Annotated in this window: 18 protein-coding genes; 9 read left to right on the plus strand and 9 right to left on the minus strand. The window is 55.0% G+C overall.

Annotation, left to right across the window (positions count from 1 at the left end):
* Positions 1–7: 7 nt before the first annotated feature.
* Together ACT9TW_RS12140 and ACT9TW_RS12145 are read right to left on the minus strand one after the other, a co-directional pair.
* On the minus strand, positions 8–2,371 hold the full coding sequence (locus ACT9TW_RS12140) for a TIM-barrel domain-containing protein (RefSeq protein ID WP_446492487.1): 2,364 nt from the start codon (positions 2,369–2,371) through the stop codon (positions 8–10).
* Positions 2,372–2,388: 17 nt separating this feature from the next.
* Entirely contained in the window at positions 2,389–3,690 is a 1,302-nt protein-coding gene (locus ACT9TW_RS12145; protein ID WP_446492488.1) for an MFS transporter, read from the minus strand.
* Between the two features lie 290 nt (positions 3,691–3,980).
* Between ACT9TW_RS12145 and ACT9TW_RS12150 the strand changes: the two genes are divergently transcribed.
* Positions 3,981–5,054, plus strand: a complete 1,074-nt coding sequence (locus ACT9TW_RS12150; RefSeq protein ID WP_446492489.1) for a LacI family DNA-binding transcriptional regulator — start codon at positions 3,981–3,983, stop codon at positions 5,052–5,054.
* Here the strand turns inward: ACT9TW_RS12150 and ACT9TW_RS12155 are convergent.
* The 4 genes from ACT9TW_RS12155 to ACT9TW_RS12170 form a co-directional block, all read right to left on the minus strand.
* Entirely contained in the window at positions 5,051–6,313 is a 1,263-nt protein-coding gene (locus tag ACT9TW_RS12155) for a DUF1479 domain-containing protein (protein ID WP_446492490.1), read from the minus strand. The genes ACT9TW_RS12150 and ACT9TW_RS12155 overlap by 4 nt on opposite strands.
* Before the next feature lie 149 nt (positions 6,314–6,462).
* Complete coding sequence (locus ACT9TW_RS12160; RefSeq protein ID WP_014069478.1) at positions 6,463–7,278, minus strand: Cof-type HAD-IIB family hydrolase; 816 nt, start codon at positions 7,276–7,278, stop codon at positions 6,463–6,465.
* A 165-nt stretch (positions 7,279–7,443) separates the two neighbouring features.
* The gene (locus tag ACT9TW_RS12165; RefSeq protein WP_446492491.1) at positions 7,444–9,876 is read right to left on the minus strand and encodes a formate C-acetyltransferase/glycerol dehydratase family glycyl radical enzyme; all 2,433 of its coding nucleotides are present in this window, start codon (positions 9,874–9,876) and stop codon (positions 7,444–7,446) included.
* Between the two features lie 4 nt (positions 9,877–9,880).
* Complete coding sequence (locus tag ACT9TW_RS12170) at positions 9,881–10,780, minus strand: glycyl-radical enzyme activating protein (RefSeq protein ID WP_446492492.1); 900 nt, start codon at positions 10,778–10,780, stop codon at positions 9,881–9,883.
* 128 nt (positions 10,781–10,908) lie between these two features.
* On the opposite strand from ACT9TW_RS12170, the gene fsa reads away from it, so the two are divergent.
* Positions 10,909–11,571, plus strand: coding sequence for a fructose-6-phosphate aldolase (gene fsa / locus ACT9TW_RS12175; RefSeq protein WP_446492493.1), 663 nt, complete (start codon positions 10,909–10,911; stop codon positions 11,569–11,571).
* Positions 11,572–11,660: 89 nt separating this feature from the next.
* On the opposite strand, the gene moeB is transcribed toward fsa, so the two are convergent.
* Both moeB and moeA read right to left on the minus strand, forming a co-directional pair.
* Complete coding sequence (gene moeB, locus ACT9TW_RS12180) at positions 11,661–12,413, minus strand: molybdopterin-synthase adenylyltransferase MoeB (RefSeq protein ID WP_446492494.1); 753 nt, start codon at positions 12,411–12,413, stop codon at positions 11,661–11,663.
* 2 nt (positions 12,414–12,415) lie between these two features.
* Entirely contained in the window at positions 12,416–13,648 is a 1,233-nt protein-coding gene (gene moeA / locus ACT9TW_RS12185; RefSeq protein ID WP_446492495.1) for a molybdopterin molybdotransferase MoeA, read from the minus strand.
* Between the two features lie 189 nt (positions 13,649–13,837).
* Here moeA and iaaA point away from each other — a divergent pair, with 189 nt between their 5' ends.
* Genes iaaA through gsiD form a run of 5 tightly spaced genes read left to right on the plus strand, consistent with a single transcriptional unit; the run spans position 13,838 to position 20,102 of the window.
* Positions 13,838–14,776, plus strand: a complete 939-nt coding sequence (iaaA, locus tag ACT9TW_RS12190; RefSeq protein WP_446492496.1) for a beta-aspartyl-peptidase — start codon at positions 13,838–13,840, stop codon at positions 14,774–14,776.
* A gap of 11 nt (positions 14,777–14,787) precedes the next feature.
* The gene (gene gsiA / locus ACT9TW_RS12195) at positions 14,788–16,659 is read left to right on the plus strand and encodes a glutathione ABC transporter ATP-binding protein GsiA (protein ID WP_315688195.1); all 1,872 of its coding nucleotides are present in this window, start codon (positions 14,788–14,790) and stop codon (positions 16,657–16,659) included.
* Between the two features lie 23 nt (positions 16,660–16,682).
* Positions 16,683–18,221 (plus strand): glutathione ABC transporter substrate-binding protein GsiB, encoded by a 1,539-nt coding sequence (gsiB, locus tag ACT9TW_RS12200; RefSeq protein ID WP_446492497.1) that lies wholly within the window; start codon positions 16,683–16,685, stop codon positions 18,219–18,221.
* 47 nt (positions 18,222–18,268) lie between these two features.
* Positions 18,269–19,189, plus strand: a complete 921-nt coding sequence (gene gsiC, locus ACT9TW_RS12205) for a glutathione ABC transporter permease GsiC (protein WP_014069487.1) — start codon at positions 18,269–18,271, stop codon at positions 19,187–19,189.
* A gap of 1 nt (position 19,190) precedes the next feature.
* Complete coding sequence (gene gsiD, locus ACT9TW_RS12210; RefSeq protein WP_217186061.1) at positions 19,191–20,102, plus strand: glutathione ABC transporter permease GsiD; 912 nt, start codon at positions 19,191–19,193, stop codon at positions 20,100–20,102.
* A 65-nt stretch (positions 20,103–20,167) separates the two neighbouring features.
* Here gsiD and rimO read toward each other — a convergent pair whose 3' ends face one another.
* Complete coding sequence (gene rimO / locus ACT9TW_RS12215; RefSeq protein ID WP_014069489.1) at positions 20,168–21,493, minus strand: 30S ribosomal protein S12 methylthiotransferase RimO; 1,326 nt, start codon at positions 21,491–21,493, stop codon at positions 20,168–20,170.
* A gap of 231 nt (positions 21,494–21,724) precedes the next feature.
* Here rimO and ACT9TW_RS12220 point away from each other — a divergent pair, with 231 nt between their 5' ends.
* On the plus strand, positions 21,725–21,889 hold the full coding sequence (locus tag ACT9TW_RS12220) for a hypothetical protein (RefSeq protein ID WP_315688199.1): 165 nt from the start codon (positions 21,725–21,727) through the stop codon (positions 21,887–21,889).
* A gap of 75 nt (positions 21,890–21,964) precedes the next feature.
* A complete protein-coding gene (gene glgP / locus ACT9TW_RS12225; RefSeq protein ID WP_446492498.1) occupies positions 21,965–24,412 on the plus strand; it encodes a glycogen/starch/alpha-glucan family phosphorylase in 2,448 nt (815 codons plus the stop codon).
* Positions 24,413–24,434: the final 22 nt, after the last annotated feature.

A 24,434-nucleotide genomic window follows, 5' to 3' on the forward strand; every position in this document is an offset into this window, starting at 1 on the left:
GCAATGTTCAGAGTTCCCACTCACCCCTTTCAACACCATTCACCAGCAGTTTGCGTTTTTCCCCTGCCGGTAACGACACCTTCAGCGCTTTCCATGCCGGACGATAATCCCCACGCGCATTGACCTTCAGGTTAATGGTTGCGCCATCGCACACCATTTCCCACTCAACCCACAGTGCATTACCTTTCTGATAACCCCAGCTTTCGCCGTCATCTTCAAACACCAGGCCGGTCGTCGTACCCACGCCTTTCACCGGGAACAGTTTCAGTTCGCGGGTATCGTCTTTTTCGGTGCTCACATGGGTAATACGTTCGCTAAGCGGCAGACCAGCCCCGGCGCGTACCAACAACGGCAGTTTTTCTAGCGGCGCATCGCGGGTGATCCACTGGCCGCCAGAGAACCACTCGTGGGTGTAAAAATCATACCAGCCGGTTTCGTTATCCGGCAGCCAGACGCGACGTTCGCGCTGCCCGGCTTCGACCACGCTCGCCACCAGCACATCGCGGCCCAGCAAGAAGTCATCGCACTCTTCAAAGGTCTGAACATCATGTTCATGATCGAGGAAGGTTGGGCGCAACATCGGTTCATCGTCCGCATGTGCCTGCCAGAGCAGGGTATAAAGGTAAGGCAGCAGGCGATAACGCAGTTCAATGGCGCTACGGATTGCAGGCGTCACACCCGGATACATCCACGGTTCGTTCACCGTATGATCGTCATTCCATGAGTGAATGGTAAAACGGGGGTGCATCACACCGTTTTGTACCCAGCGGACAAACAGCTCAGCGTCTGGTTTATCCCCGGAGAAACCGCCGACATCATGGCCCACGTTAAACAATCCGGACAAGCTCATCCCCAGCCCCATACGAGTGTTAAAGCGTAGCGTGTCCCAGTTGGTGCGGTTATCGCCACTCCAGCTCTGCACGTAGCGCTGCATCCCGGCACAACCGGAGCGGGAGATCAGATACGGGCGTTTATCCGGGGCAAAACGCTGCTGCGCTTCCAGCGAGGCGCGCATCATCAGCAGCGGCATCACCGGGCGAATATGCTTGATGGCGATCTCCTTGCCGAAACCAAAGCAACGTGCTTCGCCGTCCCACACTTCATATTCGTTATTGTCGTTCCAGGTGGAGTCGATCCCCATTTCCAGTAGCTGTGTGGTCACGCCGTTCTGCCACCACTGCACCGTCTGAGGGTTGGTAAAGTCGAGGTGCGATCCTTCGTCATCCCAGAAGCTGGAGCGTTCTGGTGCATCGGTTTCTGAATCGCGAATGAACAGGCCGCTTTCAGCGACTTCGTTATAGCGCGGATGATCCTGCAACAGGCACGGTTTGATGTTCGCGGCAAGCTTCAGTCCCGCATCGTGGAATGCCTGGCTCATCACTTTCGGCTGCGGCACCTTGTCGTAATTCCAGTTAAAGACGTAACGCTTGCCGTTAATGGAGGTATAACCCGACGACAGCTGGAACGAGTCGCATGGAATGGCGTGCTCTTCGCACAGGCGGATAAAGTTCATCAGCTGGTTTTGCGCGTCCGGCGCATCGGTGTAATGCATGGTTGAACCGCTGTAACCCAGGCTCCATTTTGGCCCAAACAGCGTTTTCCCGGTCAGGCGCACGAAGGCTTTGGTGATATCCAGTACCTTTTTGCCGGTAAAGATGTAGTAATCGATGTCGCCTGCTTCCGCCTGCCAGCGGCGATAGGCGGTGTGGTAGTTGTCGATTTCGTTACCCAAATCCAGCCAGCAGCTGCTCAGGTTGTCATAAAACAGGCCGTAACTCACGTCATCACGACGGGCGATAGTGAACGGAATATGTTTGTAGAGCGGGTCGGTACTGACCGCGTTATAGCCCATTGCGTCAAGGTTACGCATCTCATAGCGCTTACCGTTACGCTGTAAATCACCGGCTTTTTCACCCAGACCGTAGAAACGCTCGTCTTTACGACGGCTCAGGTAGTGCGCGACGCCATCACCATGGGCGTTCAGCAGATAGGCGCTGGTCGGGCGGTCATTCACCAGCGGCTTCCACTCGCCCGCTTCATTTCGGTAATGCCACTCCAGCCATAGCGGCTGATGCACTGTCACACGCAGCTGTTCCGTGGCGACCATCAGGGTATCGCCCTGTTGTGTCAGCGTCCAGGCAGGGCAGGAAAAACCGCTGAGATCGTCGCGGCGACGGCCTTCCCACGGCACATCTTTCTCTGGCGCGATGCTCCAGGTGCGGTCCAGTGCCAGCTCGCCTTTGCGTTTAATCAGCACGCGGAACAGGTTCTCTTCCAGCACATACAGACACAGGCGGTGCTGATTATCCACCACCAGTTCCAGATGGTTTGCCGACTGCTTATCTACGGTCCAGCTTTTCAGGGTTTTCATATGCAATACATCCACTATCAGGCGCGTTTAGCGCGACGTTCAGCAATAAATGCCACCAGGAAAACAGCGCCAATCAGGTCAAAGAAACCCATGGCAATGAATAGCGGGTTAAAGCCGATTTTGTCGGCGGTAACACCAATCAAAAGAGAGAACAGGAAACTGGCGATCCACGCCGCCGATCCGCGCATCCCGTTGACGGTGGCCATCTGGCCCTTATCAAATGACTCCACCACCAGAGCGCTTAACATGCAGGAGATAATCTGATGCCCAAAACCCCCGATGGAGATCAGCACAATAGTGATATACGGGTCGCGGGTAATGGCGACGATACCTAATGAGATCATCAGGAACGCGCCGGTAACGGAGCTGGCCACCACCGAGTTCACGCGGGAGCAACCGAACAGCCGGGTATACAGACGCGTGAGATAACCACTGGCCACGCTGCCGAGATCTGCGGCAAGGAACGGCAGCCAGGCGAACATCGCAATCTGCTTCAGGTCCATGCCGTGCTCTTTGGCAAGGTACAGTGGCACCCAGAAACTCAGCACCGCCCAGGCCGGCTCAGCCATAAATGCCGGAATAGCGATACCGTAAAAACGTTTGTTTTTAGAGACGGTTTTAAGAGCGGTCAGGAACGGCAGTTTCACCGCGGGTGGTTCGTTATCCTGCTTGATAAACGCCAGCTCATCTTTGCCAAGATTCGGGTGTTGTTCCGGGTTGTGGTAGAACGCCCACCAGAGGATCACCCACAGCAGCGCCAGCACGCCGGTGAACATAAATGCACCCTGCCAGCCGAACGAGGCATGGGCAAAGTAGATAATCGGTGGCGCAAGCATCGCGCCAATCGAAAAGCCGACACCCGCCCAACCGGCGGCCACAGGGCGTTCAGATTTCGGGAACCATTCACCGATGGTTTTGGCGTTCGCCGGGGTGGCAGCCGCTTCCGAGGCCCCCATAAAGAAGCGCAGGATCGCAAGATGCAGCCAGCTTCCGGCTCCCGCATGGAAAATACACATCAGCGCCCAGAGACCCGCACAGACCATAAAGCCAATCTTCAGGCCGATGACATCAATCAGCCAGCCACACAGCGGCTGGAAAATGGTGTAGGCAATCTGGAACGCGCCCACTATCCAGGAGTATTGCTCGGTGGTGATGCCCAGGCTCTCTTTCAGCTCAGGTGCAAGAATTCCCAGTGAGTTACGGGTGATGTAGTTGACGGTGACGCCAAGTAAAAACAGGGCCAGTACGTACCAGCGCAGGTTTTTAATGACCCGGCGGGTTTTACTTGCCGTTGCAGTGTTATTGATATCCTGACTCATTTCTCTCTCCACTAGAGGGACGGTAGGGGGCAGACGTTTCGGATGTCACACACATTTTTATATGACTTTGATAGTTATCCGTTTTGCTGATAAAAGTTGCTATACAACTAGTATGGAAGCTGTGTGACAAATTCACATTAAGGGAGAAAATAGGCAGGCAATAGCGGATTTTGTGCAAGCTTTCTCATAACTGGCCGCAATCATTTGGCATTATTGTATTTAACGCACTGTTTACCTGATATTCACGTTATGAAAATTTTTTCATTTCGCAAATGGAGCGAGATCACAAAATGGATAAAAGACTAAAAATCGCTGAAATTGCTGCCCGCACTCAGCTTTCCATTAGTACGGTTTCGCGGGTGCTGGCAGGCAAGGCGAACACCAGTGAAAAAGCGCGCTGCAAAGTGCTGGAGTGCGCGCGGGCACTGGGCGTGATGGATGGCATGGCAGCGGGCAGACTGCTGCTGAACAGCCTGATGGTCTTTGCGCCGCAGCGAGCATTTGATGAGCGGTCCGACATCTTTTACTACCGGGTTATCCAGAGTGTGAGTAAAGGGCTGGCGTCTCATGAAGTCCGGCTGCGCTATTGCGCGCTGGAAGAGAACGACAGTGACGCCCAGCTGTTTCTGGCACGCATGAATGAAGCCGATACGCAGGCTGCGATTTTACTGGGGATAGACGACCCGCATATCCACGATCTCGCGGTGGATGTGGGTAAACCTTGTATGCTGATCAACTGCCGCGATCGTCTGATGCGTCTGCCCGCGGTTGCCCCTGACCACCGGGCCATCGGTGAACGCGCGGCTGAGTATCTGTTTGAAATGGGGCACCGTGAAGTGATGACTGTGTTGTGCCTGCGTCGTTACACCATGGAGCTACGTCTGGCGGGCATTCGTGAAGCGTGGCAATACCATAATCTGAAATTTACGGACAAGCGTGACCTGTTGGTGGTACCAAGCTTTAGCGCGAAAGAGACCGAACAGTTGGTCAGCGAATGGCTCCGTCAGCGAGAGGGGAAAGACCTGCCCACGGCGTTTTTAGTTGGCGGTGATTTTATGGCTGCGGGAACCATAAGCGCCTTGCAAAAGCACGGGCTGCGTGTTCCGCAGGATGTGTCGGTGATGAGTATTGATGGTTTTAATCTGGCGGCCATCCAGGATGTGCCACTCACGGCGATACACGTTCCACGCGATGAGCTCGGGACAGAAGCGGTGCATATGCTTCAGCAGCGACTGATGCGCCCGACAGCGCCGATTGGTACGTTATTGTTAAATGGGACGCTGACGATTCGGGAATCAGTACGGCGGATACGTCAGGGGAAACGACGCACCGCCGTTGAGCGGGAAGGGTTATACGACAGTTAGACCATGCCCAGCGCACGCTTACCGTGGATATTCAGGTCATTCACGGTAAAGCGATCCTGCCAGGTGGTTTCATAATCTTCACGCGGGAAATCACCCGGAGATGCGCCGGTTTCCAGCGCCGCTTTCACCTTTTTCGCATAGGCGAGGTTTTTCTCACACATCGGCGCGGCAGGGATATACATCACGTTACCCCAGCCTTGTTGTTCCTCAACCGGGGCGACGGAGTGGATCACGTCACAGTGCCACCAGACAGAATCACCCGCTTCCAACGCCGGAATGCTGGTTAACGCTTCGATTAACAACGGATGCCATTTTTCAGAGATCGGCAGCACGCGACCTGGCGCCACGCCACAAAGTTCATCTTCCGGTACGTCGTCCAGCAGTGGGCGCAGCAGAATGTAAGCCATCGCTTCCGGGATAGGCACTACGTGCAGCAGGCCCTGGCCCGGGATCATATCCGACAGTGCCGTCCAGCCCTGGAAGGTGCGGAACACAGAACACTTCGTGGTGTTATCTACAGTGTACTCTTCCACTTCCGTACGGTGCGCAGCATTCCACGGATCGTATTTTTCCACATTGCCATCAAACACGCGAGCGAACACCTGCTGATAAGCCGGCAGCAGCCAGCGCTCAAGCGCACCGGAATCGGTGTGCGCGCCCAGGCCTTTGGAGGTGGTTCCCGGCGGGCGGCGGCGAATACGGTCAGGGTAAATGACGCTCACATCCGGATTGAACCACTGTTTACCGTTGCTTTCGAATGTCCATAAACGGTTCAGGAACGATTGTACCTGCGCCATCTCTTCGCTCTGGCGGGCCTGCATCTGCGCCTGGGACCAGTAAATAGGGTAAATCTCCGGGCGGGAAGCCGTTAAGGTGCCGAAGAAGTTATCGCCCGGGCCTTTATAGACATCATCAAACTGATTGAGATCGAGGTAGTCGAGCATCGAGTTATCCCATGCCAGCGCCTGCTCGCGAGGGAAGTGACCTTTGATCACCGCACAGCCACGGCGTTTTACTGCGTCCCGCTGTGCATCCGTGATCTGACTGTTTTTGACATCCGCAAACGGGATCACCGGCCAGACGGACTCGCCCTTATTTTTCAGCGCGTTAATCTCTGCCACACGGGTGGCGATTTTATCACTGAGCTTATCGAACACCGCCTGAACGTCACCGATCTGCGCACGTAACTCACGTTTCATCTGACGGATTGCTGCTTTGTGGTCCGCAGGCAAAATTTCACTGGTAAACGTCAACGTCATAACTGCCTCGCATCTTTCATTCGAAAGTAAAAGTGTCTACAAGTGATACTTTAAGTTAAAAAAAAGTTAATGCAAGTTTAAAAACTTGACGTGCAGCACAGGATGGAAAAAGAGTGAGGTGCCGGGGCAAGTACCCCGGCGGAAGGCAATCAGAGGTCGAACGGGGAATGTGTGTCGAGCACGGCCTGAATGACATTCAGCGCGCCCTGATGGTTGTTATCGTCGGTGCTATAGCGGCTGATGTCTTTAATGCTCTGTGCGGCGTTGCCCATCGCAAACGAGAATTTCACCAGCTTCAGCATTTCTGCATCGTTGCCGCTGTCGCCGATGGCTACGCACTCCTGCGGGGAGATTTTCCAGCGTTTCAGCAGTCGGCTAATGCCGTTGGCTTTGTGCAGGCCCGGGATAATCAAATCAACAAAGCCGAAGCCGCTGGTGACAGGTTTCATAATACCGTCCAGCGAGACATGCAGTTTGTCGATAAGGTTCGGGATATCGCTGTCCGGCAGGTTCAGGGAGAACTTAAACAGAATGTCGTCGATTTCTCGGTAATCGCTGATGCGTTTTAAGCGGTGATAGTGCTTTGACATCAGTTTAACGAATTCCTCGGGGGCCTGATCGCTGACGTAAGCACTTTCGAGCCCGCAGGCCACGAAATTCAGCCCTTTGTCTTTCAGCAGCTCGCCGACGACGATTTGCGACTCATGACGGGTGAGCTCGCCGTGGAAAATTTGTTCGCCATGATCGAAAACCAGAGCGCCGTTTTCCGCCACGAAGGAGATCTGCTCTTTCAGCTCCGGGAAGAAGGAGATGAGCTGGTAATACTGGTTTCCGCTGGCGACAACGAATTCAATATTACGGGCTTTAAGCTGCTCAAACTGTGCCTGAAAGCGGTCTCTGTCGTACTGCTTGGCATCATCAAGGAAAGTTCCGTCCATATCGGTGACGATAACTTTAACGGTCATACTGTGCTCCTGGGTCACTGCGTTTGAAACATTCTAATAACAAGGTGACGGGGAGCACAAATTTAATTTCGAATGAAAGTCAGTAAGCCGGGTGGCGGCTTCGCCTTACCCGGCCTACGGGGAGAAGATGTAGGCCCGGTAAGCGCAGCGCCACCGGGCATTTTTTTACAGCGTATGTTCCGTACGCGCAATAATATCGTCCTGCGCATCCGGCGACAGGGCGGTAAAGAACGCCGAGTAACCGGCGACACGCACCACCAGGTCACGGTACTGATCTGGGTGTTTCTTCGCTTCCATCAGCGTTTCGCGCGACACGATGTTGTACTGAATATGCCAGCCTTTATGCACCTCGAAGAAGGTACGCAGCAGGACCATCAGTTTCTGGCGGTCGCTATCGTTTTCCAGCGTTGCCGGGTTCAGCTTCTGGTTTAACAGTACCCCGCCCAGAATCGCTTCAGTCGGCAGCTTGCCTACGGAGCCAATCACCGCCGTTGGGCCAAGATGGTCAGTGCCGGAAGCCGGGCTTGCGCCTTCCGCCAGTGGCGTATGCGCTTTACGACCATCAGGCGTTGCCATCGTCGCCGCGCCGAACGGTACGTTAGCCGAAATGGAAGATGTCCCGGCGTAGTAGTTACCGCCAATTGGGCCGCGGCCGTAGCGCGGGTTGTGGTACTGCTTAAGTTCCGCAATGTAGGTTTCATACGCACGGGTTAACAGTAAATCGACGCTGTCATCGTCGTTACCGTATTTCGGCGCACCGTTGATCAGGCGCTGGCGCAACTGCTCGTGGGTTAACCCTTCGTAATCGTCTGCAAGTGCTGCCGCCAGTTGCTGCTGGCCGATGACACCCTGCTCGAAGACCAGCTTTTTAACGGCTGACAGGCTGTTGCCGAGGTTGGCAATACCCACCTGTAGACCGGAAACCCAGTCGTACTTCGCACCGCCTTGCTTAATGCTTTTCGCGCGCTCGATACAGTCATCCACCAGGGCAGAACAGAGAATATCGTGGACGTTCTCCTCCAGCATGGTGTCTACCACATACTCAATCTCGATGGATTTACGGGTGTAGTAACGAATCTGGGTATCCCAGGCGGCCATCACTTCGTCGAAGTTGTTGAAGTTACCGGCGGAAAGCGCTTTTTCCTGCGGCAGGAATACTTTACCGCTGGTGGCATCACGACCGCCTTCCAGCGCGGCCAGCATCACGCGCGCAAAGTTAATAAAGCTCATCCCGGTGCAGCGATAGCCCCATTTGCCACCGACGGCGGTTTCGATACAGCCAATCGCTGCATAATCGTAGGCATCGTCTTTTTCAACGCCGAGTTTGATGAATTCCGGGATCACGATTTCATCGTTGTTAAAGGCTGGCATCCCGAAACCACAGCGGATCACCTGCACGCAGGCGTCGAGGAAATCGTTGCTCATCCCCGCATGGTAACGCACGCTCAGGTTAGGCTGGGTAGAGCGCAGACGGCCGCAGGATTCGAGAATGGCGTAAGAGAGCGGGTTCACCGCATCCATCGGCTCGCCGTTCACCAGTTTCTGACCACCGATGGTGACGTTCTGGTACAGCGGGCTGCCCGCAGACGCTTTCGAGTGCGAGCCAGAGCGGATCTTGTTCACTTCCAGCAGCTTCAGCCAGCAGCTGTGCAGCAGCTCAATGGCGTGCTCGCGATCGAGAGACTGGTTCAGTTCGACATCGCGACGATAGTAAGGGTACAGATACTGATCCATACGGGCGAACGACACGGAGTGGCCGTTGGACTCAATTTGCTGGATAAGCTGGATGAAATAGCACAGTTGCAGCGCCTGCCAGAAGGTTTTTGGCGGTTCGTGGGCAATCACATCGCAGTTTTCAGCCATTGCCAGCAGTTCGTCGCGGCGGCTTTCACGGGTTTCGGTTGACGCCATTTCACGTGCCAGCGCGGCAAAACGTGCAATGTGCAGGCTGACCGCTTCCAGAACAATATCAATCGCTTTCAGGAACTGATCGCCATGCAGATCGTCCAGTACGGTCAGGTTAATGCGGGTGCGGCGTTCGGCAACTTTGGCACGCATCCCGTCCAGGCCTTTCTCCAGCACCAGCGGGAAGTTCACGGCCAGGTGCGCGTCACCGGATGTCATATTGCCTTCTGCCTTGATGATGCCGGTTTCCAGCAAGCCTTTTTGCTCGTCGGTGAACATGCCGTAGCAGCGATCCTGCACCGTCTGCCCACGCCACCATGGGCAAATTTCATGCAGCACGCGTTTGTTCTCTTCGCTTACCGCAAAACCTGCCCCCGGACGATCCGCCAGGTCATCAATCTCTTTTTCAATCCAGGAAACGGTGTATTCCGGGAAGATTGGCGCCGCGCGGACTTCACTTGCCTGGTTACCGATGATCAGCTCATCGTGTTTGATCCAGATGGTGCGTTGCGCCAGGTGATGCGCCAGCGCCAGCGCACGACGTACCGGGATCGGCTTGTCCATGTGCTGCTGATATATCTCGGTGTAGTGCTGTGCGCGCTCGGTACAGACCGGCGGCTTAACAATGTGCACCAGTGCGGTTTTGTGTGCCTTAATACGGTCATTGAGGGTGTTGAGATTCAGGGTAGTCATAAGTTTATCCTCGTAAGGTCGCGGTTAACCCTTTCCGGCAGGCGTACTGTTGCGCGAAATCCAGCAGCGCAGGGTTATCCAGCGGTTTATCAGGGGCAGAGTAGGGTTGGCTGAGCAGGGTGTATTTGTTCATGCCCAGCGTGTGATACGGCAGAAAATGAATATCGCGGACGTTCAGTTCATCGGCGGCGAAATTTGTGATGGCGGTGATGGAGGCCTCATCGGCGTTAAAGCCCTGGATCAGCGGCACGCGAATGGTGAGCTGTTTTCCGGCAGCGGCAAGGCGCTTAAGGTTATCCAGCACGCGTTTGGCCGAGCCGTCCGTCCACTGTCTGAAGACCTCGCCATCCACGTGCTTCAGGTCAGCCAGGAACAGATCGACATAGGGTAAGGATGGCTCGATATAGTGCCAGGGCACGTGAAGACAGGTTTCAACCGCGGTATGAATTCCCTGTTCGTGGCTGGCTTTAAACAGTGTGTGCGCCAGCTCCGGGCTCATAAAGGGTTCGCCGCCAGAGAGAGTGAGCCCGCCACCGCTGCGGTCGTAAAAGGGTTTATCGCGCAGCACGGTCGCCATAATCTCCTCGACCTGCTGTTCTTCACCGCAGACGGTGAGAGCCTGAGTCGGGCAGCAATCGGTGAGGGCGTCCAGCGTTTCTGCGTTCAGTTTTTCGCGGTGAATGAGCAGCCCATTTAATGCCCGCTCAATATACCCCGGGGCAGCCTGCTGACACAGGTCGCAGCCGTCCAGGCACAGACGAGCGTCGAACAGCACGTCCCGGGTACGGGAGCGGCTTTCCGGGTTCTGACACCAGCGGCAGCCCAGGGAGCAGCCTTTCAGGAACACCACGGTACGAATACCAGGGCCATCGTGGGTAGAATAACGCTGTATATTGAAGATCATTGCTTCACCTCTCATCTTGCATATGAAGATTAAATTACTTTCGAATGAAAGTTATCTTGATGCAGGTCAACTCTTGAGCGGGTTTTGCCGTGGTAGGGTAAATGCAGGCTAATTTTGAGGGTTACATCATGGAACTTTATCTCGACACATCCGACGTTGCGGCAGTCAAAAAACTGGCCCGCATCTTCCCGCTGGCTGGCGTAACCACTAACCCGAGCATTGTCGCGGCAGGTAAAACACCGCTGGATGTTTTACTGCCCGAGCTGCACGACGCGCTGGGTGGCAAAGGTCGCCTGTTTGCACAGGTAATGGCGACTACCGCAGAAGGCATGGTGGAAGATGCGCGTAAACTGCGTGCCATTATTAATGATCTGGTGGTAAAAGTGCCGGTGACGGCAGAAGGGCTGGCGGCAATCAAAATGCTTAAAGCTGAAGGTATTCCAACGCTTGGCACGGCGGTATACGGTGCCGCACAGGGGATGTTGTCCGCGCTGGCGGGTGCTGAGTATGTTGCGCCTTACGTTAACCGTGTGGATGCGCAGGGCGGGGACGGTATCCAGACTGTTGTGGAGTTACAGCAGTTGCTGTCGCTTCATGCTCCACAGTCCAAAGTGCTGGCCGCCAGTTTCAAAACGCCGCGTCAGGCGCTGGACTGCCTGCTGGCGGGTTGCGAGTCAATTACGCTGCCGCTGGATGTGGCGCAGCAGTTTATCGCATCACCGGCTGTAGATGCGGCGATTGTGAAGTTTGAGCAGGACTGGCAGGGGGCATTTGGACGGACGTCTATCTGACGGGTGCGGCCTGATGCCCTCACCCCAACCCTCTCCCACAGGGAGAGGGAGCAAACATTAAAACGGCAACCTGAAGGTTGCCGTTTGCTTTAACCTCCGCAAACCTCACACCCCGGATTACGCATCAGCTTCATCTCGCGGAACTGGCAGGTCATCGCGTCATACATCACGATTTTGCCTGCCGCAGGCGTGCCGTAGCGGGTCAGTACCTTGATCACTTCCATCGCCTGCATTGAGCCAATTACACCCACTAACGGTGCCATCACTCCCGCTTCCACACAGGTGAGTGCATTCTCACCAAACAAGCGACTCAGGCAGCGGTAGCAGGGCTCGCCTTCGGCGTAAGTGAACACGCTGATTTGCCCTTCCATACGGATTGCCGCCCCGGAAACCAGCGGTGTTTTATGGGCAAAACAGCCCGCATTGAGCTGATTACGGATCGTCACGTTATCGGTGCAGTCCAGCACCAGGTCATGCCGGGCGATTTGCGCGAACAGCGCGTCTTCATCCAGCATGGCGTTAATAAGGGTGAACTGAACGTGGGGATTGATGCGTGTAAGTGCCGTTTTTGCTGATTCGACTTTGGCTTCGCCGAGCGTGGCATCGCTGTGCAGCGTCTGGCGTTGCAGATTTGACAGCGATACGGTGTCAAAATCCAGCAGCGTCATGTTGCCGACACCTGCTGCGGCAAGATACTGTGCGGCGGCACAGCCCAGACCACCCAGCCCCACTACCAGCACACTGGCGGCTTTAAGCGCTTCCTGGCCGTCGAAATCAAAACCGCGCAGCACAATCTGGCGGTTGTAGCGCAGCATCTCCTGATCGCTCAGTTCCATCGTCATGATTAGCCCCCGAACAGGTGGTTAAAGGTTTCCACCTCGACCCATTCACCCGCTTCCACATGACCGCGTTCGCTCTCGAGCACGATAAAGCAGTTGCCCTGGCTAAAGGAGCTGAAAATATGCGAACCCTGATGCCCCGTGGTGCTCACTTCCAGCTCGCCATCAGCGTTACGTGCCAGAATACCACGCTGGAAATCAAGACGACCCGGTGACTTCTTCAGACGGGTCGCCGCACGCACGCGCAGGCGTGCCGGAAGCGGGCTGGCGTTATTGCCCGACAGTTTTGCCAGCAGCGGCTGCACCAGCTGATAGAAGGTCAGGGCTGCGGATACCGGGTTACCCGGCAGGCCGCAGAACCAGCTGCGCTCCAGCTTGCCAAAGGCGAAGGGTTTACCCGGTTTGATGGCCAGTTTCCAGAAGCCGATTTCGCCCAGCTCTTCAAGAATGGTTTTGGTGTAATCCGCTTCGCCAACAGACACACCGCCGGAACTTATCACCACATCCGCGCATTTATCCGCTTCAATAAAAGCGGCTCGTAGCTTTTCGGGATCGTCAGGAATAATGCCCAGGTTGACTACTTCACAGCCAAGCTGTTCCAGCATCAGGTGCACCGCCAGGCGGTTGGTGTCGTAGATCTGCCCCTCCTGCAGCGGCTGACCTGGCAGTTGCAGCTCATCGCCGGTGGAAAAGACTGCAACGCGCACGCGACGGATAACGTCGATGTCGGCGATACCCAGTGACGCCAGCACGGGCAGCTCCGCTACCGTCAGTTTTTGCCCGGTGCTGAAAACGGTCGCGCCAAGCGTAATATCTTCACCCGTGCGGCGGATGTTCTGGCCTGCCTTGACGCTGGCGGTAAAACGCACGCCCTCGTCGGTTTGTTCTGTCTCTTCCTGCATCACCACAGCATCGCAACTGGCTGGCACTGGCGCGCCGGTCATGATCCGGATGCAGCTCCCGGCAGGCCATTCACCGTTAAACGGCTGGCCCGCAAAGGCTTTACCCGCCACCGGAAGCGCCAGACCCGTCTGGATATCCGCCAGGCGTACCGCGTAACCGTCCATCGCGGAGTTATCGAATCCCGGCACATTGAGCGGAGAAACGATATCGCGCGCCGCAATGCGACCGAAACAGCGTACTAAGGGCAGCGTTTCGTGGTCTTGCAGCGGGGAAATGCGGTCGAGCATCTGGGTCAGTGCCGTGTCGAGCGGCATCAGTCCGGCGGTAAAATCCATGGGTGGCTCCTGCGGAGTAACAACGAAAGCGCTCATTATGGCAGAAAAGTGCCACTAACTGTATGACCCGATGGGTGTACCCTTTACATCACCGTGGCGTCTTTCTATATTCAAAAATTATCTGAAGAATCAGCAACGATAATGATATTTATAGAAAAAGCCGCTGGTCAGGCGAGTGGGTGAGGCGAAATGGTTAATGCGGTAATCGCAATTCATGGCGGCGCAGGGGCAATCACCCGTGCGCAGCTCAGTCCCGAGCAGGAAAAGCGTTATATTGACGCGCTTTATAATATTGTGGAAACAGGGCAGCGAATGCTGGAAGCGGGCGAGAGCGCGCTGGATGTTGTGACCGAAGCTGTTCGTCTGCTGGAGGAGTGTCCGCTGTTTAATGCCGGGATTGGTTCGGTGTTTACCCGCGACGAAACGCACGAGCTTGATGCCTGTGTGATGGACGGCATCACCCTTAAAGCCGGCGCGGTTACCGGGGTAAGCCATCTGCGCAACCCTGTTCTGGCGGCGCGTCTGGTGATGGATAACAGCCCTCATGTCCTGCTGACAGGCGCAGGAGCTGAACAATTCGCTTTTTCGCACGGGATGGAATCGGTATCGCCTGACCTGTTTTCGACCCCGGAACGCTATCAGCAACTGCTGGATGCCCGCTCAGAGGGGATTACACAGCTTGACCATACCGCGCCGCTGGATGAGAACACCAAAATGGGTACGGTAGGCGCGGTTGCGCTGGATAAAGCCGGCAACCTTGCGGCTGCAACCTCTACAGGTGGCATGACCAATAAGCTGCCAGGGCGGGTAGGCGACAGCCCACTCCCTGGTGCGGGATGCTATGCCAATAACGCCACGGCGGCAGTCTCCTGTACCGGAACCGGTGAGGTGTTTATTCGCGCACTGGCAGCGTATGACATTACTGCGTTGATGGATTACGGCGGCTTGAGTCTGGCGGAAGCCTGTGAGCGTGTGGTGATGGAAAAACTCCCGGCGCTGGGCGGTGTGGGTGGGTTAATCGCTGTGGATCATGAGGGGAACGTGGCGTTGCCCTTTAACAGTGAAGGCATGTACCGTGCCTGGGGCTATGCCGGAGATGCACCCAGTACGGGGATTTATCGTGAATAAGGGGGTTATGCGTGCCGCACAGTGAAAAGCTGGACAGCCGCGAGGTTCTGGCGGTTCAACAACTGAATATTGCGTTTCAGGAAGAGCGGCAGTTCGTCCCCGCAGTAAAAAATCTATCGTTTTCACTTAATCGTGGTGAAACGCTGGCGATTGTAGGCGAGTCCGGTTCGGGTAAGTCGGTCACGGCGCTGTCATTAATGCGCCTGCTCGAACAGTCGGGCGGGAAGGTGGAGTGCGACACGATGCTGCTGCGTCGTCGCAATCGACAGGTTATTGATTTAACTGAACTCAGCGCATCGCAAATGCAGGGGGTACGCGGCGCGGATATCGCGATGATTTTCCAGGAGCCGATGACTTCCCTGAACCCGGTTTTCCCGGTAGGTGAGCAGATTGCAGAGTCTATCCGCCTGCATCAGGGCCTAAGCGGTGATGAAGCGCTGGCTGAAGCCAAACGGATGCTGGAGCAGGTGCGTATTCCGGAGGCTCAGGCTATTTTGTCGCGCTATCCGCATCAGCTTTCGGGCGGGATGCGCCAGCGCGTGATGATTGCGATGGCGCTGTCGTGTCGCCCTGCGGTGCTGATTGCCGACGAACCGACCACCGCGCTGGATGTGACTATTCAGGCACAGATCCTGCAACTGATTAAAGTGCTGCAACAGGAAATGGACATGGGGGTGATTTTTATCACTCATGACATGGGCGTTGTGGCGGACGTCGCCGATCGTGTGCTGGTGATGCACCAGGGCGTTGCCGTTGAAATGGGCAGTGTAGAGCAGATATTCCATGCCCCGGAACATCCCTATACCAAAGCGTTACTGGCTGCCGTGCCGCGTCTGGGCGCAATGAACGGCAGCGCATTACCGCGGCGTTTTCCGCTGATTTCGCCAGGGGATACCGGGCGTCAGGAGGCTGAAACAGAGCAGGACACGGTTGTGCCGGGTCAACCTGTTTTGCAGGTACGCAATCTTGTGACCCGCTTCCCGTTGCGCAGTGGGCTGTTTAACCGCGTGAAGCGTGAAGTTCATGCCGTAGAGAACGTTAGTTTTGATCTCTGGCCGGGTGAAACGCTGGCGCTGGTTGGGGAATCGGGCTGCGGTAAATCCACCACCGGGCGGGCGCTGCTGCGGCTGGTGGAGTCTCAGGAAGGGAGTATCACCTTTAACGGGGAACGTATTGATACCCTGCCTTCCAGTAAGCTCCAGCCGCTGCGTCGGGATATTCAGTTTATTTTTCAGGATCCCTACGCCTCGCTCGACCCGCGTCATACCGTTGGCTATTCGATAATGGAGCCACTGCGGGTGCATAACCTGCTCGATGGTGATGCGGCCCAGCGGCGGGTGGCCTGGTTACTGGAACGTGTTGGCTTGCTGCCTGAACACGCCTGGCGGTATCCGCATGAGTTTTCCGGTGGTCAGCGGCAGCGAATCTGTATTGCACGCGCGCTGGCGCTGAACCCGAAAGTAGTGATTGCCGATGAATCGGTGTCGGCGCTGGATGTCTCTATTCGCGCGCAAATCATTAACTTATTGCTCGATCTACAGCGGGATATGGGCATCGCTTTTTTATTTATCTCGCACGATATGGCCGTTGTTGAGCGCATCAGCCACCGGGTCGCGGTGATGTTACAGGGGCAGATTGTTGAGATTGGCCCTCGTCAGGCAGTATTTGAAAACCCGCAGCATCCCTATACCCGTAAGCTGATAGCGGCTGTACCGGTTGCTGATCCTACCCATCGCCACGCCCAGCGTGTGCTGTTGCAGGATGAGATGCCGGGCAATATTCGTAAACCTGGGGAATCGGTGGAGCGCGTGACGCTTCGCGAAGTCAGTCCGGGTCATTTTGTGGCACCTCCGCGTCAGGACAATGCATTCTCGCGGTTATAACTTACAACAGGCAGGAGAACACAATGGTTAAATTTGTTGCTCGTACATGGCTGTTAGCCGCGAGCGTGACGGCAGCCCTGGCCGCAGCCCCCGCGTTCGCTGCCAAAGATGTGGTTGTTGCGGTTGGCTCTAATTTCACGACCCTGGATCCGTATGACGCCAACGACACCTTATCGCAGGCGGTCGCCAAGTCCTTCTATCAGGGCCTTTTTGGCCTCGATAAAGAGATGAAGCTGAAAAACGTGCTGGCCGAAAGCTACACCGTATCGGACAACGGACTGGTGTATACGATAAAGCTCAAAACCGGCGTGAAGTTCCAGGATGGCACCGATTTCAATGCTGAAGCCGTCAAAGTTAACCTCGATCGTGCCAGCGATCCGGAAAATAGCCTCAAACGCTATAATCTGTTTAAAACCATCGCCAGCACAGAGGTCGTTGACCCTTCGACGGTGAAAATCACCCTGAAAGAACCGTTCTCCGCGTTTATCAATATTCTGGCGCACCCGGCAACGGCGATGATCTCCCCGGCAGCGCTGAAAAAATACGGTAAAGAGATTGGCTTCCATCCTGTTGGCACCGGGCCTTACGAACTGGTCACCTGGAATCAGATCGATTTTGTGAAGGTGAAAAAATTCGACGGTTACTGGCAGAAAGGATTGCCGAATCTGGACACCATTACCTGGCGTCCTGTTGTTGATAACAACACCCGTGCGGCGATGCTGCAAACGGGTGAGGCGCAGTTTGCCTTCCCCATTCCCTACGAGCAGGCGGCAATCCTTGTAAAAAACAGCAAGCTTGAGCTGGTGGCCAGCCCGTCTATCATGCAACGCTACATCAGCATGAACGTCACGCAAAAACCGTTTGATAACCCGAAAGTGCGTGAAGCCATCAACTACGCGATTAACCGCCAGGCGCTGGTGAAAGTGGCGTTTGCCGGTTATGCAACCCCCGCAACCGGCGTGTTGCCGCCAGCCATTGCTTATGCGCAAAGTTATCAGCCGTGGCCGTACGATCCGGCCAAAGCACGCGAGCTGCTGAAAGAAGCGGGTTACCCGAATGGCTTTAGCACTACGCTGTGGTCGTCGCATAATCACAGTACTGCGCAAAAAGTGTTGCAGTTCACCCAACAGCAGCTGGCGCAGGTGGGGATCAAAGCGCAGGTCACGGCGATGGATGCCGGGCAGCGCGCCGCAGAGGTGGAAGGTAAAGGGCAAAAAGAGAGCGGCGTGAGAATGTTCTACACCGGCTGGACGGCATCGACCGGCGAAGCAGACTGGGCGCTATCGCCGCTGTTTGCCTCCCAGAACTGGCCGCCGACGCTGTTTAACACCGCGTTCTACAGCAATCCGCAGGTGGACAAAGACCTGGCGGATGCCCTGAAAACCACAAAACCAGAAGAGAAAGCACGTCTCTATAAAGATGCGCAGGACGTTATCTGGAAAGAGTCTCCGTGGGTACCGCTGGTGGTAGAAAAGCTGGTTTCGGCGCATAACAAAGCGCTGACCGGGTTCTACATCATGCCGGATACGGGCTTTAGTTTTGATGACGCTGATTTGAAATAAAAGACTCATTCCCGCAGGCGACGGCCTGTGGGATGAGAGGGAAAGGCATGTTGAATTATGTATTTAAACGCCTGCTGGGGCTTATCCCGACGCTGCTGATTGTGGCGGTGCTGGTGTTTTTGTTCGTCCATATGCTGCCGGGCGATCCCGCGCGGCTAATCGCAGGGCCAGAAGCGGATGCGTCAGTGATTGAGCTGGTCCGCAAGCAGCTGGGGCTCGATCAGCCGTTGTATAAGCAGTTCCTGCACTATATCGGCAACGTGTTGCAGGGCGATTTTGGCATGTCGATGGTGTCGCGCCGCCCGGTATCGGAAGAGATTGCCAGCCGCTTTATGCCGACGTTCTGGCTCACTATCGCCAGCATGACCTGGGCGGTGCTGTTTGGCCTGGTGGCCGGGATTGTCGCGGCCGTGTGGCGTAACCGCTGGCCGGATAAACTGGGAATGGCGCTGGCCGTGACCGGTATCTCCTTCCCGGCGTTTGCGCTTGGGATGCTGCTGATGCAGGTTTTCTCCGTTGAGCTTGGCTGGCTGCCGACCGTAGGGGCGGATACCTGGAAACACTACATTCTGCCATCGCTCACGCTGGGGGCTGCCGTGGCGGCGGTGATGGCGCGGTTTACGCGTGCGTCGTTTGTCGATGTGCTGAGCGAAGACTATATCCGCACCGCGCGGGCGAAAGGGGTAAGCGAGAAGTGGGTCATCCTCAAGCATGGTTTTCGCAATGCGATGATCCCGGTCGTCACGATGATGGGGCTTCAGTTCGGCTTTTTGCTGGGCGGCTCGATTGTGGTGGAAAAGGTGTTCAACTGGCCAGGGCTAGGGCGCTTGCTGGTTGATTCCGTCGACATGCGTGATTACCCGGTTATTCAGGCCGAAGTGCTGCTGTTTTCGCTGGAGTTTATTCTTATCAACTTAGTGGTGGATGTGCTCTACGCCGCCATTAACCCGGCTATCAGGTATAAGTAAGATGCGATTGTTGAACTGGCGTCGTCAGGCCGTTTTGAACGCCATGCCGGGGTTAAAGCCGGACCATATCAGAACCCCGTGGCTGGAATTCTGGCGGCGGTTTCGCCGTCAGCCGGTCGCCATGACGGCAGGGTTGTTTGTGTTGCTGCTGATTGTGGTGGCGATCCTCGCCCCGTGGATAGCCCCCTTTGATGCGGAAAACTACTTTGATTACGACCGCCTGAATGACGGCCCCTCGATGCTGCACTGGTTTGGGGTAGATTCGCTCGGGCGTGATATTTTTAGCCGTGTGCTGGTGGGGACCCGTATCTCACTGGCGGCCGGGGTATTTGCCGTGTTGATAGGCGCAGCCATAGGCACGGTGCTCGGCCTGCTGGCGGGGTACTACGAAGGCTGGTGGGACAGAATCATCATGCGCATTTGCGATGTGTTATTCGCGTTTCCTGGCATCCTGCTGGCCATCGCTGTCGTGGCCATTATGGGTAGCGGGATGGCGAACGTGATTATCGCCGTAGCGGTCTTTTCCATCCCCGCGTTTGCCCGCCTGGTTCGCGGAAATACGCTGGTGCTTAAGCAGCAGACCTTTATCGAGTCGGCGCGCAGTATGGGGGCCAGCGATACCACCATTCTGTTCAGCCATATTCTGCCGGGTACGGTGTCATCCATCGTGGTCTATTTCACGATGCGTATTGGCGTGTCGATTATCTCTGCAGCGAGTCTGTCGTTTCTGGGGTTAGGGGCGCAGCCGCCAACACCGGAGTGGGGGGCAATGCTCAACGAGGCAAGGGCGGATATGGTGATAGCGCCGCACGTGGCGATATTTCCGAGTCTGGCGATTTTCCTGACCGTGCTGGCGTTTAACCTGCTGGGTGATGGGTTGCGTGATGCGCTGGATCCGCGGATTAAAGGGTAGTGCAGTGAAATGTGCCGGGTGGCGGCTATACGCCTTACCCGGCCTATAAAAGAGGAGTCGGGAGATTAAACCCGGCTACCCCACAGGTCATACTCGTCTGCGTTTTCGACTTTCACACGTACGATATCACCCGGCTTCACGTTGGTTTCACCGTTCAGGTATACCGCGCCGTCGATTTCCGGGGCATCTGCCATGCTACGGCCAATCGCGCCTTCTTCGTCCACTTCATCGATAATGACCAGAACTTCGCGGCCCACTTTTTCCTGCAAGCGTTCAGCAGAGATCTGCTGTTGCAGCTGCATAAAGCGGTTCCAGCGCTCTTCTTTCACTTCTTCCGGCACCTGATCGGCCAGTTCGTTTGCCGTCGCGCCTTCTACCGGGCTGTATTTGAAGCAGCCTACGCGATCCAGACGCGCTTCTTTCAGGAAGTCGAGAAGCATCTGGAAATCTTCTTCCGTCTCACCCGGGAAGCCAACGATAAACGTTGAACGCAGGGTCAGGTCCGGGCAGATTTCACGCCACTGTTTGATGCGCGCCAGCTGGCGATCAACAGAGCCTGGGCGTTTCATCAGCTTAAGGATTCGCGGGCTTGCGTGCTGAAGCGGGATATCCAGGTATGGCAGGATCTTGCCTTCAGCCATCAATGGGATCACGTCATCAACGTGCGGATAAGGGTAGACGTAGTGCAGACGCGTCCAGATACCCAGTTTAGAAAGCTGCTCGCACAGGCCAACCATGCTGGTTTTCACCGGCTCGCCGTTGTGGAAGCCGGAACGGTGCTTCACGTCAACGCCGTAGGCAGAGGTATCCTGAGAGATCACCAGCAGCTCTTTCACGCCAGCATCAGCCAGACGTTTGGCTTCCGCCAGCACTTCGCCAATTGGGCGGCTCACCAGGTCACCACGCATAGACGGGATGATGCAGAAGGTGCAGCGATGGTTGCAGCCTTCAGAAATTTTCAGGTACGCATAGTGGCGCGGAGTCAGTTTTACACCCTGTTCTGGCACCAGGCTCAGGAACGGGTTGTGCTTTGGTTTTGGCACATAGTGGTGCACGTGCTCCAGCACTTGCTCATAGCTGTGCGGGCCGGTGATCTCCAGTACTTTTGGGTGCACTTCGCGGATTTGATCCACTTTGGCACCCAGGCAGCCGGTAACGATCACTTTGCCGTTTTCAGTCAGGGCTTCACCAATGGCTTCCAGAGACTCCTGAACCGCGCTGTCGATAAAACCACAGGTGTTTACGATCACCATGTCGGCGTTGTCGTAGCTTGGCACCACGTCATAGCCTTCGGTGCGAAGTTCGGTCAGGATACGTTCGGAATCCACCAGGTTTTTCGGGCAGCCCAGGGAGACGAAGCCGATTTTCGGCTGGTGCGTAACATTGCTCATAGGTTAAAAATTCATCAATTATGGAGTTATCAGGGCGGGATTTTACAGCGTTCCGCGGGGGATTTATACAGATCTGTGTGCTGAAGTGGCCTTGTCTGTCTGCCGCAGGTTAACTGCTTTACTGCTGAACACTGTTTAGAATTACTTATCCCGGCTTTAAGCGTTGCTAATTGGCTAAAAAGTCACCAGACGATATCTTTCACCACATCAACTACACCTGTGAGGTTCTCAATGAAAGATATCTATGTTCAGTCAAAATTAGCAATGGCCAAAACGCTTCACTCTCATGGCGTCTCCGTTCCTTATATCGCTGTCGCGACCGGATTAACTCAGCGCAGAATTCGGGCTGAATTAAAAACAGCGGTCAAAAATCATATTAAAAAACATCAGGCGTAATATTTTAGTTTTATTTTAAATAACATTTTACCTGTTTATTTCTATAATTATTCAGATACCTGAAGAGGGTCGCTTATGCAAAATATCATCACACACACATCACACCATTGTGATATTGAAGCACTGAAAAAAACGATTATTGATAAACTGCTTTATACCGTCGGGAAAGATCCTGTTATCGCAACCAATCGCGAATGGCTTAATGCCACCCTCTATGCCGTGCGTGACCAACTGGTTGAGCGCTGGCATCGCTCCAACCGGGCGCAGTTCTCCCAGGACGAGCGCCAGGTCTATTATCTCTCGATGGAGTTTTTAATCGGCCGCACATTGTCTAATGCAATGTTATCACTGGGTATTTACGACGAAGTGAAAAGCGCGCTGGATGCTATGGGACTGGATCTCGAAGAATTAATTGATGAAGAAAATGACCCCGGTCTGGGGAATGGCGGTTTAGGTCGTCTGGCGGCCTGTTTCCTCGACTCTCTGGCGACACAAGGTCTGCCGGGCTGTGGTTACGGTATCCGATATAATTACGGTATGTTTAGGCAAAATATTATTGATGGGCGACAGAAAGAGACGCCTGACTATTGGCTGGAATATGGCAATCCGTGGGAATTTAAACGCCATAATACGCATTATAAAGTGCGCTTTGGTGGCCGGATCCAGCAGGAAGGTAATATTTCGCGCTGGATTGATACCGAAGAGATCCTGGCGGTGGCGCACGACCAAATTATTCCCGGTTATAAAATCGATACCACGAATACGCTGCGCCTGTGGAATGTGCAGGTGAATAGCGAAATTAATGCTGCACGCCTGGCGCAGGAAGAGGTGTCAGAGTCGGGAGAAAACACCTATCACTACGACAAGATCTCGCGCGTGCTCTATCCCGATGATTCAACGGAAGCCGGGCGCGAACTGCGTCTGCGGCAGGCCTATTTCCTGGCTTCGGCAACCATTCAGGACATCCTGAATCGCCATTATATGTTGCACAAAACCTATGACAATCTGGCTGAGAAGATTGCTATTCACCTCAACGACACCCATCCGGTGCTCTCAATCCCGGAACTGATGCGGGTATTGATTGATGACCATAATTTCAGCTGGGATAAAGCCTGGGACGTGACATGCCAGATCTTCTCCTACACCAACCATACATTGATGAGTGAAGCGCTGGAAACCTGGCCTGTGGCGATGCTGAGCCGCATTCTGCCACGCCATCTGCAAATTATTTTCGACATCAACGAGCGCTTCCTGAACAAGGTGCGTGAACAACATGGCAATGATGGTGACCTGCTGCGCCGCGTGTCGCTGGTGGATGAATCACATGGCCGCGTCGTGCGCATGGCCTGGCTGGCGGTTGTGATGAGCTATAAGGTGAACGGTGTGTCGGAGCTGCATTCCGATTTAATGTCACAGTCGTTATTTGCTGATTTTGCGCGAATTTTCCCAACACGCTTTACCAACGTCACCAACGGTGTCACCGCGCGTCGCTGGCTGGCGCTTGCCAACCCGTCGCTTGCCACAGTGCTGGACACGAATATTGGCCCGGCATGGCGAACGGACTTAAACCAGCTCAGCGAGCTGAAATGGTATATCGATTACCCGTCCGCGAATTCGGCAATTTACCGGGCGAAGCGGGCGAATAAAAAACGTCTTGCTGATTACATCGCCACGCAATTTAACATTGTCGTGAACCCGGGGGCATTGTTCGATGTGCAAGTGAAACGTATTCATGAATACAAACGTCAGTTGATGAATGTGCTGCACATTATCTCACGCTATAACCGCATTAAGGCAAACCCGGAGGCGAACTGGGTTCCACGGGTAAATATTTTCGCGGGTAAGGCGGCGTCGTCGTACTACATGGCCAAGCAGATCATCCACCTGATTAACGATGTGGCGCAGGTGGTGAATAACGATCCGCAAATTGGCGGCAAGCTCAAGGTAGTGTTTATCCCTGATTACAGCGTCAGCCTTGCGCAGATGATTATTCCGGCGGCCGATCTCTCAGAACAGATTTCACTGGCGGGGACAGAAGCCTCAGGGACCAGCAATATGAAATTTGCCCTGAACGGCGCGCTGACCATAGGGACGCTGGATGGTGCCAATATCGAAATGCGGGAGCACGTTGGCGCGAAGCATTTCTTCATCTTCGGGAATACGGCGCAGCAGGTTGAAGCATTGCGTTGCGGTGGTTATAACCCGCACAAAATCTTCGAACAGGATGAGGAACTGCGTCAGATACTGACGCAAATTGGCACCGGGCACTTTAGCCCGCAGGAGCCTGAGCGTTATCGTAACCTGCTGGATTCGCTGATTAACTTCGGTGATCACTACCAGGTACTGGCTGATTACCGTAGCTACGTTGAGTGCCAGAATAAAGTGGATCAGCTGTACCGTCATCCGGCGGAGTGGACATCCAGCGCGATGCATAATATTGCCAACATGGGGTATTTCTCGTCTGACCGCGCCATTCAGGAGTATGCCGACAACATCTGGCATATCGGTAAAACCCGGCTGTAAGCGCGTAACCCCCGACCTTCAG

It is taken from the genome of Enterobacter sp. C4G1, assembly GCF_052886895.1.

Excerpts from the sequence above, each read along its gene's own strand:
- ACT9TW_RS12165 (WP_446492491.1), bottom strand. The coding sequence starts at position 9,876 with ATGACTACCCTGAATCTCAACACCCTCAATGACCGTATTAAGGCACAC.
- ACT9TW_RS12145 (WP_446492488.1), bottom strand. The coding sequence starts at position 3,690 with ATGAGTCAGGATATCAATAACACTGCAACGGCAAGTAAAACCCGCCGG.
- fsa (WP_446492493.1), top strand. The coding sequence starts at position 10,909 with ATGGAACTTTATCTCGACACATCCGACGTTGCGGCAGTCAAAAAACTG.
- ACT9TW_RS12170 (WP_446492492.1), bottom strand. The coding sequence starts at position 10,780 with ATGATCTTCAATATACAGCGTTATTCTACCCACGATGGCCCTGGTATT.
- ACT9TW_RS12150 (WP_446492489.1), top strand. The coding sequence starts at position 3,981 with ATGGATAAAAGACTAAAAATCGCTGAAATTGCTGCCCGCACTCAGCTT.
- gsiB (WP_446492497.1), top strand. The coding sequence starts at position 16,683 with ATGGTTAAATTTGTTGCTCGTACATGGCTGTTAGCCGCGAGCGTGACG.
- ACT9TW_RS12220 (WP_315688199.1), top strand. The coding sequence starts at position 21,725 with ATGAAAGATATCTATGTTCAGTCAAAATTAGCAATGGCCAAAACGCTT.
- moeB (WP_446492494.1), bottom strand. The coding sequence starts at position 12,413 with ATGACGATGGAACTGAGCGATCAGGAGATGCTGCGCTACAACCGCCAG.
- rimO (WP_014069489.1), bottom strand. The coding sequence starts at position 21,493 with ATGAGCAATGTTACGCACCAGCCGAAAATCGGCTTCGTCTCCCTGGGC.
- ACT9TW_RS12140 (WP_446492487.1), bottom strand. The coding sequence starts at position 2,371 with ATGAAAACCCTGAAAAGCTGGACCGTAGATAAGCAGTCGGCAAACCAT.
- ACT9TW_RS12160 (WP_014069478.1), bottom strand. The coding sequence starts at position 7,278 with ATGACCGTTAAAGTTATCGTCACCGATATGGACGGAACTTTCCTTGAT.
- glgP (WP_446492498.1), top strand. The coding sequence starts at position 21,965 with ATGCAAAATATCATCACACACACATCACACCATTGTGATATTGAAGCA.
- gsiC (WP_014069487.1), top strand. The coding sequence starts at position 18,269 with ATGTTGAATTATGTATTTAAACGCCTGCTGGGGCTTATCCCGACGCTG.
- ACT9TW_RS12155 (WP_446492490.1), bottom strand. The coding sequence starts at position 6,313 with ATGACGTTGACGTTTACCAGTGAAATTTTGCCTGCGGACCACAAAGCA.
- moeA (WP_446492495.1), bottom strand. The coding sequence starts at position 13,648 with ATGGATTTTACCGCCGGACTGATGCCGCTCGACACGGCACTGACCCAG.
- gsiD (WP_217186061.1), top strand. The coding sequence starts at position 19,191 with ATGCGATTGTTGAACTGGCGTCGTCAGGCCGTTTTGAACGCCATGCCG.
- iaaA (WP_446492496.1), top strand. The coding sequence starts at position 13,838 with ATGGTTAATGCGGTAATCGCAATTCATGGCGGCGCAGGGGCAATCACC.